Raw genomic sequence first — 12,901 nt, 5'->3', positions numbered from 1 at the left:
CATGCAACTCCTCATGGCGATCCGGAACACCTGAACAGGAAATTGGCCAGATGACTCGACACGAACCTCAGGACCTGAACAATCGCCAACTGCGTGATCAGGCGGTGGCTGCCGCCCGTGGCGATGCCGCGTTCGATGTGCTGATACGTCATGGCAGGGTATTCGATGCCATCACTGGCGAGATACGGCGGGCAGACATCGGCCTGGTCGGGCCACTGATTGCCAGCGTGCACGACAGCGATCTGCATGCCGACGCCACAGAGACGATCGATGCTGCCGACCGTATCGCCATTCCCGGTCTCATCGATACGCACATGCATGTCGAAAGCTCCATGATCACCCCTCGAACCTATGCGGATGCGGTACTGCCACGCGGAGTCACCAGCATTGTCTGGGATCCGCATGAACTGGGCAATGTGCATGGTGTTGCCGGCGTGGACTGGGCCATCGACGCCAGCCGGGATCTCGACCTGCGAGTCATCGTTCTTGCCCCCTCCTGCGTGCCCTCGGCGCTCGGGCTGGAACTCGCGGGCGCCGACTTCACCGAGGAAACCCTGCGAGCCCTTCTGGCCAGACCGGAAACAGGCGGTGTCGCTGAAGTCATGAACATGCAGGGCGTCATTCAGCGTGAGCAGCGCATGAGCGGCATCGTGCAGGCAGGACTCGAAAGCGGCAAACCGGTATTCGGCCACGCTCGCAGCCTGCAGGGCGCCCATCTCAACGCGTTCATGGCTGCCGGCGTGAGCACGGATCACGAGATCACTTCGGCCGAGGACCTCTTGTACAAACTGCGAGCCGGCCTCGGGATCGAACTGCGTGGCTCTCATGATCACCTGCTCCCTGAATGCGTGACAGCTCTGAACGAACTCGGGCACCTGCCCGCCAGCCTTACCCTGTGTACCGACGATGTCTTTCCGGATGATCTGCACCATCGTGGCGGCCTTGATGACGTGGTGCGTCGCCTCACAGGCCATGGCATGCCGGCAAGCTGGGCCCTGCGGGCAGCCACCTACAATGCGGCCGTACGCCTGTCACGTCCGGACCTCGGCCTGCTGGCCGCCGGACGTCGCGCCGACCTGTCACTGGTGGACTCACTGGAAGCCCTGAACTGCCATATCGTCATCTGCAACGGTCGCACCGTGGCGCGCAGGGGACGCTGTCTGAAGGAGCAGCCTGAAAGCGATGCGCGGCCACTCCTGGGCTCAGTCAAGGTTCATCGACTCTGTGAAAGCGACTTTCGCCTTCGAATCGACGATCAGACGCCCCGGGTCACGGCAGACACTGGACAATCAGTCAGGGTCAGAACCATCGATCAACCGCGTTTCACCCGACACGGCAGTATCTGGGCCGAGGTGCGTGATGAATTCGTCATCCCCCCCGACGATGTCACCCTGATGGCTGTCACCCATCGCCATGCGTTGGCGGAGCCACGACCACAGCTGGCTTACCTGACGGGCTGGGGACGCTGGCACGGTGCCTTCGCCAGCACGGTATCGCATGACAGCCACAACCTGACCGTCTTCGGCGGTAACGAGCAGGATCTTGCCGCTGCCTGCAATGCTGTCATCGACATGCAAGGCGGTATGGCCGTGGCCATCGAAGGCAAGGTCGTAGCAACACTGCCGCTACCGCTGTCCGGCCTGCTGTCGGATGCGCCACTGGATGAATTGGCCGCACGATTCGTTTCACTGCGAGAAGCGATGGATAGGGTTGTACGCTGGCAGCCCCCCTACCTGGTGTTCAAGGCCTGTTTCGGCGCCACGCTGGCCTGCAATGCAGGGCCTCACCTGACCGACCAGGGGATTGTCGATCATGCGTTTTTCCCACCAGGCCTATCCCCCTTTCTGACACCCGAAGAGTTCGAATCTGTTACGTCCTGAAACAGCCTTACACAAAAGTGATCCCCGCCATGGTCCCCAGTCACCTAGAATCTCTGTCGACAGACTGAAAACCGACAGGGCTGTCGGCGACCACTCCATTCGACTCAAAGGCCAATCTCTGCCTCATGGTGAAGAACCGTACATACCTCAGGATGATGTCACGCTGGTATGGGCAGGTTCCGATCACGATCACTCTGGCAACTGCCATTGGCACACTGGTACTGGTGGCCGTAGGTGTCGTTTTCGGTGTGGGAGTCTGGCTGGCACAGAAAAACACCTTCGACCTGCTGCGGTTCAATGCCGAGCAGTCGGTTGTCGCCGATGTCAGTCAGTTTACCCAGCATCTTCGACCCGCCGAACATCTGACTCGCTTCCTGGCCCAGCAGATTGGCGATGCGCATATCGATACGAGCAACACGAGCACTCTGGGCTCCCTGCTCACCGGCGCATTGGCCGGAGCGCAGCAGATAGAGGCCATCCTGTACATCGATGTCGACCAGACAGCGCATATCGCCCGTCGCAACCGGGAGACCGGCAAGGTCGACCTGGTTGAAATCGATTCGTCGGAACGATCAATCAACCGCCTGAATCTCGACGATTTCCGCCAGGGCCCCAGATGGGGTGCTCCCGTGTGGCGCGAAGATTTTCAGAAAACCTATCTCAACCGGTTTCATCCGGTCACGCAGGACGGCAATTTCATCGGTGCCGTTGGCGCCGTGACATCGATAGAGGGTCTGTCGAATTTCATCGATCAACATGGCGTCAGAACCGAAGGCAACAGCTTCATACTCTATGGGCGCGACCAGGTGCTGGCTCACTGGTCGCTTATTGACGGCTACCCCGGACGCTCGACCGAACACCCCTTGCCGATGCTCGATACCTTCGTCGATCCGGTACTGGCCTCCATCTGGCAGACAGAAGGACGGCGTGAGATGCCGCAGGCTGAACCACAGGAAATATCCAGTCATTTCATGGAGCTGTTCAATGAACGTTTCGCCTTCGTCTATCGCAGCGTCGAGGGCTTTGGCCCCGAGCCCATGATCATCGGGGCCTATTTTCAGTCCAACGATTCCATCAAGGAAATTCAACGCATGAGTGCAGCCTTGATTGCCGGCATCGCGACGCTGTTCATCTCGTTGCTCGCCGCCATCTTTCTCGGTCATCGTATCGCTCAACCCATTGTTCGGTTTTCCGCAGCCGCCGCGCGAATTCGTGACCTGGATGTCTCCAGAATCGAACAGCTGCCGGGCAGCGTGTTTCGAGAACTCAACGATCAGTCCATTGCCTTCAACTCGATGTTGCGCGCCTTGCGATGGTTCGAGTTGTATGTTCCCAAGAAGCTGGTTGAACGTCTCATCAGAAACGCCGGTGATGACGGCACGAGTTCGGGAGCCCGTGAGGTCACTGTCATGTTCACCGATATCGTCGGCTTTTCCTCGATGTCGGAAGGCATGTCGGCCAAGGACGTTGCAGACTTCGTCAATCATCATTTTTCCCTGGTCGCAGACTGTATCGAATCCGAACAGGGTACGATCGACAAATTCATCGGCGATGCCGTCATGGCATTCTGGGGCGCTCCCGAAACGCAGGAAGACAGCGCCGAGAAAGCCTGCCGAGCAGCTCTGGCGATTGCCGGCTCGATACACAGGGACAACCTGCAACGACAAGCCAACGGCGAACCGCCTGTAGCCATCCGAATCGGTATCCATACCGGCATTGCAACCGTCGGTAATATAGGAGCCCCCGGCAGGCTCAACTACACCTTGATCGGGGATTCCGTGAATATCGGTCAGCGACTCGAGCAATTGGGCAAGAAACTCAGTCCGGCAGGCACGGAAGTGTCTGTACTGATCAGTAGCGAGACCCAGCGCAGACTGGGCGCGGATTTCACAGCGGTATCGGCTGGTAAACAGAAACTCAGGGGCCGCTCGAAAACCATCGAGGTGTACCGACTGCCTTTCGATGCCGGAGATTCATCTGACTGACGTTCGATGTTTCGCAATCTGCATCTCTGACGATAACGTGGGCACCAGCAATGCAGAGATACTCGCCTCACCATTAATGCAACCATATGGTTGCATGTTTGCCTGAAGCATGCTTTACTGACCATCACCACACACCATCAGGATGAGGCAGACAATGCAGAACAGCATTCAACGTGAAATCACCATCAATGCCAGTCAAGAGCGTGTCTACAAGGCAATCAGCGACCCCGAGCAGGTTGTGAAGTGGTTTCCCGAAACCATCGAGGGCAACTATAGCGTCGGTCAACAGCCCATCTTCGGATTCGGTGAACATGGCAAGAACCAGGTTTGCATTGTCGATGCAGTTCCGCATGAGTACTTTGCATTTCGCTGGGTTCCTGGGGGTAATCACTTCCTGGGCGATGTGCTCAGTGTCGATACCACGCTCGTGGAGTTCCGAATCTCGAAGCTGGACGACGACTCCTGCAAGGTCAGTCTGTCTGAAACCGGATTCGCCAACCTGCCCGCCGAGATTGCCGAATCCAGTCATCAACAGAATTCCGGCGGCTGGAACTTCATGCTTGGCCGCCTGGAGACACTGTTCGCGGGTGACTGAATGAGCATGCATGCCATATTCAAGGCACTCGGAGACCCGGTCCGTCTGGAAATCGTTACTCGATTATCAGACGGATCGAGCTACACCATCGGCAAGCTTTCGGAAAATCTCGGTGTGTCTCGTCAGGGTGCCCGCAAACAGATTCAGGCACTGGCCAGCGCAGAGCTTATCCAGCTACGTCCTGTCGGACGTGAGACACAAGTCAGCCTGAATACGGAATCACTGCAGCAGGCAAGACTGTTCATCACGAATCTCGAACAGCAGTGGGATCAGCGACTGCAGGCATTGAAGCAGTTGACAGAGGAATGATCATTGTCGCTCCGCAACCTGCCCGGAGCTGGAAAGTGGGACAGGCCCAGATCAATGGAATCGGCTGGCTGGCGCCACTCACCCCGCCCGCATGCTGACAACAAGGTGTCAACCTTGCACGCAGATGACAGGCAGATTACATCTGCCTTGCCGCGCCCGAGCAAATCCACCTGTTTGAACACCCGCACCCGCATGGCTGGTGGGTTTCCGCATGAAAACAGCGAAAAACCGGAAATTCTTGCAGACTCGGCCTGATTGCATCGCAATCAAATAATCTCGATCCCGTGAAATGAATACGGTTGACGGGGTAGTGATGGATACGAAAAACAGGAAAAGCACAAAGGCTCGCCTGTACCGCATGGATACCGGGGAGCATACATGCCCCTTCGGCCTCAAGGCACTGGATCTTCTTGAACGACAAGGGTATACGGTTGAGGACCACCGTCTGGAAAACCGAGAGCAAACCGATGAGTTCATGGCGACTCACGGCGTGTCCACCACGCCACAGGTGTTCATCGGTGAGGATAGAATCGGCGGTTATGAAGACCTGCGCGAATATCTGGACAAGCCGGTAGCTGACCCAGAGGGCACCTCCTACAAACCGGTCATCGCCGTATTTTCCGTCGCCTTTCTGATGGCGGCTGCCGCTGACTGGCAGAGTGATGGCGAATTGCAACTGGTCAGAACGGTGGAATGGTTCATCGCCTTCAGCATGTGCATACTGGCCATTCTCAAATTACAGGATATCGAGAAATTCTCCACGATGTTTCTCGGCTATGATCTGCTCGCCAGGAAGGTGGTCCGCTACTCTTACGTATACCCGTTTGCCGAAGCTCTGGCAGGGGTATTGATGATTGCGGGGGTATTTCTGTGGCTGGCGATTCCCATCGCCCTGTTCATCGGTTCCATTGGCGCCGCCTCGGTGATCAAGGCCGTTTATATCGATAAACGCGAACTCGAATGTGCCTGTGTTGGCGGCAGTGCCAGCGTGCCCTTGGGCTTTGTCTCTTTGACCGAAAACCTGATGATGATTGCCATGGCCATCTGGATGTGGGTTGGTTGAAAGGATCACTCGCCAGATGACGTAGCCACACTGGTACTGACCGAGCCAGGAGCACAGACTCAGACAGGCAGACCAACAAGCAAGCTCCCCTGACAACTGCGGATGCCCACTGGCGTCGCTCCTGTTGACACCAGACTACGGAGAAAAGCCCTGAATGAACAACTACGCAAGATTCGTGATCATGATCGTGGTATCCACCATTGCCATGTTCGGTCTCATGTACCTCAATACCTACCAGCCTGACCACCTGTTTTTCAGCGAGACACGCCTCTACATGGCGGTATACATGGGCTCGGCAATGGCCGTGATCATGTTGCTGTTCATGATCGGCATGTATGAATCGAGGGCAATCAACATGGCCATACTACTGTTGGCCACCAGCATCTTCGCCGGCTCGCTCTGGTTGGTGCGCTCTCAGCAGACCGTGGACGACGTCTTCTGGATGAAGGCAATGATTCCTCACCACTCCATCGCCATCCTGACCAGCAGCCGCGCCAGGATCACGGATCCTAGGGTACGGGAGTTGGCTGATAGCATCATCGAAGCGCAGGAAAGGGAAATTGGCGAGATGAAACGACTCATAGAGGAACTGGACAAGTAGTGATCGTTGCTCGGTCTGGCAGACACACACCCGGGGAGTGTTTCCCTGATCGCTAACCGGCGAGTGTCATCCCGATGCAAGTCGATCCATTGCGGGATGTGGCAAACGTCTCTCCGCCATGCATACTTGCAATGGCAGCAACGATGGACAGGCCCAGACCGTGATGTCTATCTGACATGGTTCTGGCAGAATCGGACCTGTAGAAGCGATTGAAAATCAGATCGATTTCCTCCGCCGCTATCGTTGGTCCGATATTGCAGACGCTCAGACGAACGAAGCGGTTGGAATCAGACTGTATCTGCAGTTTGATGACAGATCCCGGAGCAGCGTAGTCACAGGCATTTCCGAGCAGGTTGGATAAAGCGCGCTTCAGCAAGGCGACGTCCAGATTCCCCGCGGAATCACCGGATAGCGATACAGCAAGTTCGGAATCCGACAATTGGGCTTCATGATAATCGATGACCTCGCGCGCGATACGAGCAATACTTGTGACCTGCTCGCACCGCGCGAGAGAGCCTCTCTCGGCTTTCGACAGGAACATCATGCTGCGAATGATCTCCGACATACGGTGGAGCTCTTCCAGGTTGGAGCCCAGAACGGCACTATCCACCTGGCCGCTTCTGCATTGGCGAAGAGACAGCTCCGAATTGGTTATCAGGTTGGTCAAGGGAGTGTTCAGCTCATGCGCCACGTCGGCATTGAAGCTTTCCAACTGGGAATAGGAGAGCGATAGACGCTCGAGAAGATCATTGAACTGCGCGACGAGAGGTTGCAATTCCGTGGGAAGTGCGGATCCGTCCAACCTCGATTCCAGGGTACTGGCAGTCAATCGATTGATCTGCTCGACGAGACTGTCCACAGAGCGCATTTCCCGAGAGACCACCCAGTACACACCTCGGATCACGGCTATTGTGGCAAGAAGTGATGCGAATATCAGAGTGAGCGCCAGGCGCCTCAGCAATTCATCGTCGGCACGACGGTCAAGGCTGATGGCAACTCTCAACGGTTTTCCATTGATGTCGAAGCCAGCTATCTCGAACATCAAGGTCTGAACATCACCATCATTGGCAAAAGCACGCTTGCCCTCATAGACGACGGGGCCCTCCTGATAATCCACGACCACCTGAAGTTCATCGTGACCTGCCAGGAAATCATCCAACTGATGGCGCAGTCTGCCTGCCACGGGGTCGATGCGAAATTCCTCCAGCATGTGCTGGATGAGTTCCTGCTTTTCCTGCATGCCAGACAATTGCCTCGACGCCAGGTGATTGGCTATCACGACATAGACAACCAATGACACCACGACAAAACTGACAAGAACCTGCGCAGCCAACCAGCGCGACAGGCGTTGTCCGAGCGACTGCTTCCTTGAATGATTCACTGCGTTGACCGGTCCTCCAGTACATAGCCCATGCCGCGCTCGGTGTGCAAGAGGGCATGCTCGAAGGGTACATCCAACTTGGTGCGTAGTCGCCGAATCGCCACTTCCACGACATTGGTACCGCTATCGAAATTCATGTCCCAGACCTGATCAGCCAGAACGGCACGTGACAACACTTCCCCCTGACGACGCAGCAGCAAAGTCAACAAGACAAACTCCTTGGCCGTCAGCTCCAACGCCTTTCCACCTCTACTGGCCTTGCGTCGCACCAGATCAACCTCCAGATCAGCCAGGTGCAGTTTGCCGGTCTGAGTCTTCTGCTCAATGGAAGCCATCCCTCTTCGCGTGATGACCTGCAACCTTGCAACCAGTTCACTGAAGGCAAATGGTTTGACCAGGTAATCATCGGCACCAGACTTCAGACCGTCGACCCGGTCCTCGACACCGTCAACCGCCGTGAGCATGAGCACCGGCGTTGTTTTCTTGCTGCGCAAAGCCGAGAGTATCGCCATTCCATCCAGCCCCGGCAGCATGCGATCAAGCACTATCGCATCGTATTCGTATTCCAGTGCAAGTTGCAGCCCTTCGAGTCCATCACTTGCCACATCGACAACAAATCCTTCACTGCTCAAGCCATCGCGCAGATACTGCGCCAGCTTGAGCTCGTCTTCCACTATCAAAAGCTTCATCAGTCCCGATTTCCCGAATTGTCGTTTTCTGGAAGGGATCCCTCCTCTTCCGCACCAGTCGTGAGAATGCAAGTCGCATGATCTGTCGCCGTCAGCGACACGCTCTGAGCCGAGCACCTGAGACGCGTGCCGCTCTGGTGTCGAATATCATCCATACCCGTGCCTGAACTTGTTGACCAGGCATACTGCCAGACACGAGCTATCGGCCGTGTCGAATGTCGGTGCATCCATGGATGGTAATGCAAATGCCACCATCCGTGGTCACGCAGCCAGCGTTTGCGGTATGACTCGACTCCACGGTCTGACAAGTCACAATTCCGGAATCAACTGGTTGAACGATCCGGTTCAAACCTGCAGCACTATCGCAGAACGACCTGTCGACAAGCTGACAATCGAATGACATTTGTGTCATCTGGAAGACGAGCGCTACGGCTCTTCAGCGCACTTTGCCTTCACGGCAAAGCAGGTGTGTCAGCTTCATACCGGCAGCTGGTAGCGCGAGAATCCCCTGCATGGTGGCAGACCTGGTGCAGGAACAGGACTATTCCGGCAATACCTGTTCGACCAGTGTTACCCAGTAATTTACCCCGGTCCGGATTGCCTCGTCATTGAAGTCATAGGATGTGTTGTGATGCAAGGCGCCATCGATGGCAGGACCATTGCCCAACCAGACGTAACAGCCGGGTATGTTCTGGCTGAAAAAGGCAAAATCATCGCCGGCAGTCGAGCGCGGAAAATCAGTGCGTACGCCATGTGTACTGACGGTCGTGGCAGCCCGCAACGCCAGTGCAGTCGCGCCATCATCATTGATGACCGGTGGTATTCGGCGAATATAGTTGTAATCCACATCGATACCGAATGTCCCAGCGATGCCTCTGGCCAACTGTTCGATTCCGGCATCGAGCTGATCCCGTACATGTGCGGTGTAGGCTCTGGCAGTTCCACCTATTCTTACCTTGTCGGGGATGACATTGAGCGCTTCCGGGTCCCCGGCCTCGACCGAACAAGCGCTGACCACAGCCGGTTGCAAGGGATCCACCACGCGCGCCGGAATGGTTTGCAGTGCAGTCAGAAAGTGCCCTGCCGCGGTGATGGCATCACGCCCCAGGTGCGGCTTGGCACCGTGCGTCCCTACCCCCGTGAAGGTGATTCGCCACGAGTCCGAGCTGGCCAGCTGAGGCCCGCTGACCACTGCCATTTCATCCACGGCCAGCCCCGGCATGTTATGCAGACCGAATACCAGATCGCAGGGAAACTGCTCGAAAAGACCTTCCTCTACCATGCGTCTCGCACCACCACGTCCCTCTTCCGCGGGTTGAAAGATGCAGTGCACCGTGCCATTGAAGCGTTTGCTGCGAGCCAGTTCCAGTGCAGCCCCCAGCAGCATGACGGTGTGACCATCATGACCACAGGCATGCATCTTTCCTTCAACCGTCGACTGCCAGGGCCTGCTGGCCACTTCGCTCATGGCCAGTGCATCCATGTCCGCTCTCAATCCGATGCGACGACCGCCGTCTCCGCTACCGCCGCGAATGGTGGCGACCAGGCCGGTACCCGCCAGGCCCTGATGCACCTCGATGCCTGCAGTCTGCAGGATCTCAAGTACCTTCGCACTGGTTCGGACCTCCTCGAAACCCAGTTCCGGGTGAGCGTGCAAATCATGTCGCAACTCTGTCAGCAGAGCGAGATCGTCTGAGAAATCCGGCTTGTTCATGAGCGTTGGTGGGGTTGGACAGCAGGCTGGCACCACATTCTACGCTGGCTCACACGAAGCTGCAGACATGTCCCGCGCTGTTACGCAAACTGCACAGTTGCGGTGTCAGTCGATGGCAGGATAGGCATTCGCATACCTGGTTGCTCATGTGTGACGGGTTGTACTTCAATTTCGGGCTCTTGCTAAAGTAGCAACGCTATTTCACATGAATGCTCAGGACAATGCCAACCACACCGCGTTTCACCGACACCGATTTCTGGCAACGGATAGAACCCGCTGGCACCTATACAGTCCCACCCGATCAAGGCCATATACACGGGTATCCGGCGACATTGTCAGATGGTCGCCAACTGCTACTGCCTATCCGGGAACGTGATAACGGGCGGTTTGCGCTTGCCTCTCTGATCATCAACCAGGCCAGCTTTGATGTCGTCGACACTCTGGCAGCTGATCTGGCGGGCAAACTGCGTGGCGAGCATCCGGACATCATTGTCGGTCTGCCAACGCTGGGGCTGACACTGGCAGAGGCAACGGCTCGCAAATTGGGACATTCGCGTTATGTTCCGCTGGGCACGTCACGCAAGTTCTGGTACAACGAAGATCTGTCTGTTCCGATGAGCTCGATTACCAGCCCGGACAGTCAGAAGCGGCTGTACATCGATCCTCGGCTGGTGGGCCTGTTGCACGGTCAACGTATCTGTGTCATCGACGATGTCATCAGCACGGGTTCATCGGTTCTGGCGGCCCTGAAGCTGCTGGCTCGAACAGGTATCGCCCCTGACTGCCTTGGCTTTGCCATGTGCCAATCCACCCTTTGGTGCGAGTCTCTGGCAACAGCATCTCCCGGCCTCGAGACTCGTGTTTTCTCTGCCTTCGATACACCCAGACTCAAACCGGTGGCCAAGGGCGGATGGCTGCCGGAGTAACTTCAGTCCTCCACTACCAGGATTGCCGTGTCGCTGAACGATCCAGCTACAAGCGTTCTCGCAGTAATCCGGCAAGGGTCTGCAGGCCGCGCTGCCTGTCGGCATCGGCAGCGTGACTGAAATTCAGTCGCAGTGCCGGATAGCGTGTGCTCTGATCGATAAAGAACGGCTCACCTGGCATGAAGGCCACGTTCCTGCGAATGGCTTCGTCAAGCAACAAGGAGGTGTCAATTTCACCCGCCAGCCGCAACCAGAAGAACAGACCTCCAGGGGGCAGCTCCCAGGCAGCCAGACCTTCAAAGTGCTTTAGCAAGTCAGCCTGGAAAGCATCACGCCGTGCTCGGTAATGTTCTGCCAGCAACAGCAGGCGCGAGGCCTCATCAGCTACCTGCAACTGCTGCAGAATCAGCCATTGACTGATCCGACTGGTATGCAAGTCTGACGCCTGTTTCAAGCGCAGCAGAAAGGGCATGAGATCGGCTGATGCCACCATGAAACCGACTCGTAGTCCCGGCGCCAGACTCTTGGAAAAGGAGCCCTGATAGATCCAGGAAGCCTTGCGCAATCGGGCACAGACGGGTTGACGGTCCACGGAATCGTATACGAGGTCCCGGTAAGGGTCATCTTCGAAAACCACGGTTCCGGTCTCATCGGCAAGCTGCGCCAGCCGCTCACGCTGATCGCCTGTCCAGCAATTTCCCGTCGGGTTCTGAAAGGTTGGGATGATATAGGTCAGGGGCGGGGAATTCGTGCCTGTCGCCAGAGCCATCTCCGGCTCATCCGGATTCAGCGAGATTGGCTGCATGCCGTAGTAGTTGAAGACCTGCAACGCAGCCAGATAGGAAGGTGATTCCAGTGCCACGCGTGAACCCGGGTCGATGAACAGCTTTGCGACCAGATCGATGCCTTGTTGAGAACCAGACACCACCATCACCTGGTCCGCAGGGATATCCAGCCCCATGCCTTGCATTCGTTGCGCAATCATGGACCGTAATGCCGGCTCCCCTTCACTGGCACCGTATTGCAAGGTGCTCACCGGCATGCCATCCAGGCTCAGGCTCGGAAACGTGTCCAGCGCAGGCAGTCCACCAGCAAAGGACACCATGCCAGGCTGATCGATGACACGGAGAATTTCCCGGATGGGTGAACTGCGCAGATTGGCTATCCGGTTGGAAAAGGCGATTTCAGCAGACATCGAAGAGGTACCGAGTGTGACCTGTCATTAATGGTCAATATTATTGACCTATTGACAGTATCCACACTCAGGGCATAATTTGTCAACCCTATCTACTCCCTCATAAGCTTCAGGATGCCGACACCCGACGCCCGTGAACGAGAACTGCGCGATGCGATCGAAGCACTGTTCTTCGCCTACCGAGCCTTCACGGCGGAACCGGACGACATTCTGGCCAGACGAGGCCTGGGGCGGGTACATCACCGCATCCTGTATTTCGTTGCCAGAGAGCCCGGCCTGTCGGTTACTCGCTTACTGGAGGTGCTGGCGGTCAGCAAACAGGCCTTGAACACACCATTGCGACAACTCTCGGACAGTGAGTTGATCCATTCCAGCCCCGGCAAGGATGACAAGCGGATCAGGCAACTGACGTTGACGGCCGCCGGCAAACGGCTTGAATCGCAGTTGTGCCGAACGCAGACGGCTTTGCTGGACAAGGCTTTCGAGTCCGCAGGCAGCAAGGCAGAAGCCGGCTGGCGCGAGGTCATGCAGCAACTGGCTCGAAACGAGCGCTGACAATGCCC

Annotated in this window: 12 protein-coding genes; 8 read left to right on the top strand and 4 right to left on the bottom strand. The window is 56.7% G+C overall.

Going from position 1 to position 12,901, the window contains the following annotated elements; genetic code table 11:
- Positions 1–50 precede the first annotated feature (50 nt).
- From ACUNV4_RS27065 to ACUNV4_RS27040, 6 genes are all read left to right on the top strand, one after another.
- The gene (locus ACUNV4_RS27065; RefSeq protein WP_430881788.1) at positions 51–1,880 is read left to right on the top strand and encodes an adenine deaminase; all 1,830 of its coding nucleotides are present in this window, start codon (positions 51–53) and stop codon (positions 1,878–1,880) included.
- A 128-nt stretch (positions 1,881–2,008) separates the two neighbouring features.
- Positions 2,009–3,865: an adenylate/guanylate cyclase domain-containing protein gene (locus ACUNV4_RS27060; protein ID WP_430881787.1), complete on the top strand. Its 1,857-nt coding sequence runs from the start codon at positions 2,009–2,011 to the stop codon at positions 3,863–3,865.
- 154 nt (positions 3,866–4,019) lie between these two features.
- The gene (locus tag ACUNV4_RS27055; RefSeq protein ID WP_430881786.1) at positions 4,020–4,460 is read left to right on the top strand and encodes an SRPBCC family protein; all 441 of its coding nucleotides are present in this window, start codon (positions 4,020–4,022) and stop codon (positions 4,458–4,460) included.
- The gene (locus ACUNV4_RS27050) at positions 4,461–4,769 is read left to right on the top strand and encodes an ArsR/SmtB family transcription factor (RefSeq protein WP_430881785.1); all 309 of its coding nucleotides are present in this window, start codon (positions 4,461–4,463) and stop codon (positions 4,767–4,769) included.
- A gap of 289 nt (positions 4,770–5,058) precedes the next feature.
- Positions 5,059–5,832: a MauE/DoxX family redox-associated membrane protein gene (locus tag ACUNV4_RS27045; RefSeq protein WP_430881784.1), complete on the top strand. Its 774-nt coding sequence runs from the start codon at positions 5,059–5,061 to the stop codon at positions 5,830–5,832.
- Positions 5,833–5,986: 154 nt separating this feature from the next.
- Positions 5,987–6,433 (top strand): DUF305 domain-containing protein, encoded by a 447-nt coding sequence (locus ACUNV4_RS27040; protein ID WP_430881783.1) that lies wholly within the window; start codon positions 5,987–5,989, stop codon positions 6,431–6,433.
- A 52-nt stretch (positions 6,434–6,485) separates the two neighbouring features.
- Here the strand turns inward: ACUNV4_RS27040 and ACUNV4_RS27035 are convergent, their stop codons facing one another.
- The 3 genes from ACUNV4_RS27035 to ACUNV4_RS27025 all read right to left on the bottom strand — a co-directional run bounded on the left by ACUNV4_RS27035 (position 6,486) and on the right by ACUNV4_RS27025 (position 10,217).
- Positions 6,486–7,814 carry a heavy metal sensor histidine kinase gene (locus ACUNV4_RS27035; RefSeq protein WP_430881782.1) on the bottom strand — a complete coding sequence of 443 codons (1,329 nt, stop codon included), beginning with the start codon at positions 7,812–7,814 and terminating at the stop codon, positions 6,486–6,488.
- Positions 7,811–8,503 carry a heavy metal response regulator transcription factor gene (locus ACUNV4_RS27030; RefSeq protein WP_430881781.1) on the bottom strand — a complete coding sequence of 231 codons (693 nt, stop codon included), beginning with the start codon at positions 8,501–8,503 and terminating at the stop codon, positions 7,811–7,813. Before ACUNV4_RS27030 ends, ACUNV4_RS27035 begins: the two co-directional genes overlap by 4 nt.
- Positions 8,504–9,044: 541 nt before the next feature.
- Positions 9,045–10,217, bottom strand: a complete 1,173-nt coding sequence (locus ACUNV4_RS27025; RefSeq protein WP_430881780.1) for an amidohydrolase — start codon at positions 10,215–10,217, stop codon at positions 9,045–9,047.
- 221 nt (positions 10,218–10,438) lie between these two features.
- On the opposite strand from ACUNV4_RS27025, the gene ACUNV4_RS27020 reads away from it, so the two are divergent.
- Positions 10,439–11,143 carry a phosphoribosyltransferase gene (locus ACUNV4_RS27020; protein ID WP_430881779.1) on the top strand — a complete coding sequence of 235 codons (705 nt, stop codon included), beginning with the start codon at positions 10,439–10,441 and terminating at the stop codon, positions 11,141–11,143.
- A gap of 46 nt (positions 11,144–11,189) precedes the next feature.
- On the opposite strand, the gene ACUNV4_RS27015 is transcribed toward ACUNV4_RS27020, so the two are convergent.
- Positions 11,190–12,338, bottom strand: coding sequence for an aminotransferase-like domain-containing protein (locus ACUNV4_RS27015; RefSeq protein WP_430881778.1), 1,149 nt, complete (start codon positions 12,336–12,338; stop codon positions 11,190–11,192).
- A 114-nt stretch (positions 12,339–12,452) separates the two neighbouring features.
- On the opposite strand from ACUNV4_RS27015, the gene ACUNV4_RS27010 reads away from it, so the two are divergent.
- Positions 12,453–12,893, top strand: coding sequence for a MarR family winged helix-turn-helix transcriptional regulator (locus ACUNV4_RS27010; RefSeq protein ID WP_430881777.1), 441 nt, complete (start codon positions 12,453–12,455; stop codon positions 12,891–12,893).
- Positions 12,894–12,901 lie beyond the last annotated feature (8 nt).

The sequence above is a fragment of the Granulosicoccus sp. 3-233 genome, from assembly GCF_052681095.1.
Note: the sequence above shows the minus strand (reverse complement) of the source record. Positions and strands in the feature narration are given on the sequence as shown.

Excerpts from the sequence above, each read along its gene's own strand:
- ACUNV4_RS27065 (WP_430881788.1), top strand. The coding sequence starts at position 51 with ATGACTCGACACGAACCTCAGGACCTGAACAATCGCCAACTGCGTGAT.
- ACUNV4_RS27055 (WP_430881786.1), top strand. The coding sequence starts at position 4,020 with ATGCAGAACAGCATTCAACGTGAAATCACCATCAATGCCAGTCAAGAG.
- ACUNV4_RS27050 (WP_430881785.1), top strand. The coding sequence starts at position 4,461 with ATGAGCATGCATGCCATATTCAAGGCACTCGGAGACCCGGTCCGTCTG.
- ACUNV4_RS27045 (WP_430881784.1), top strand. The coding sequence starts at position 5,059 with ATGAATACGGTTGACGGGGTAGTGATGGATACGAAAAACAGGAAAAGC.
- ACUNV4_RS27040 (WP_430881783.1), top strand. The coding sequence starts at position 5,987 with ATGAACAACTACGCAAGATTCGTGATCATGATCGTGGTATCCACCATT.
- ACUNV4_RS27030 (WP_430881781.1), bottom strand. The coding sequence starts at position 8,503 with ATGAAGCTTTTGATAGTGGAAGACGAGCTCAAGCTGGCGCAGTATCTG.
- ACUNV4_RS27025 (WP_430881780.1), bottom strand. The coding sequence starts at position 10,217 with ATGAACAAGCCGGATTTCTCAGACGATCTCGCTCTGCTGACAGAGTTG.
- ACUNV4_RS27020 (WP_430881779.1), top strand. The coding sequence starts at position 10,439 with ATGCCAACCACACCGCGTTTCACCGACACCGATTTCTGGCAACGGATA.
- ACUNV4_RS27015 (WP_430881778.1), bottom strand. The coding sequence starts at position 12,338 with ATGTCTGCTGAAATCGCCTTTTCCAACCGGATAGCCAATCTGCGCAGT.
- ACUNV4_RS27010 (WP_430881777.1), top strand. The coding sequence starts at position 12,453 with ATGCCGACACCCGACGCCCGTGAACGAGAACTGCGCGATGCGATCGAA.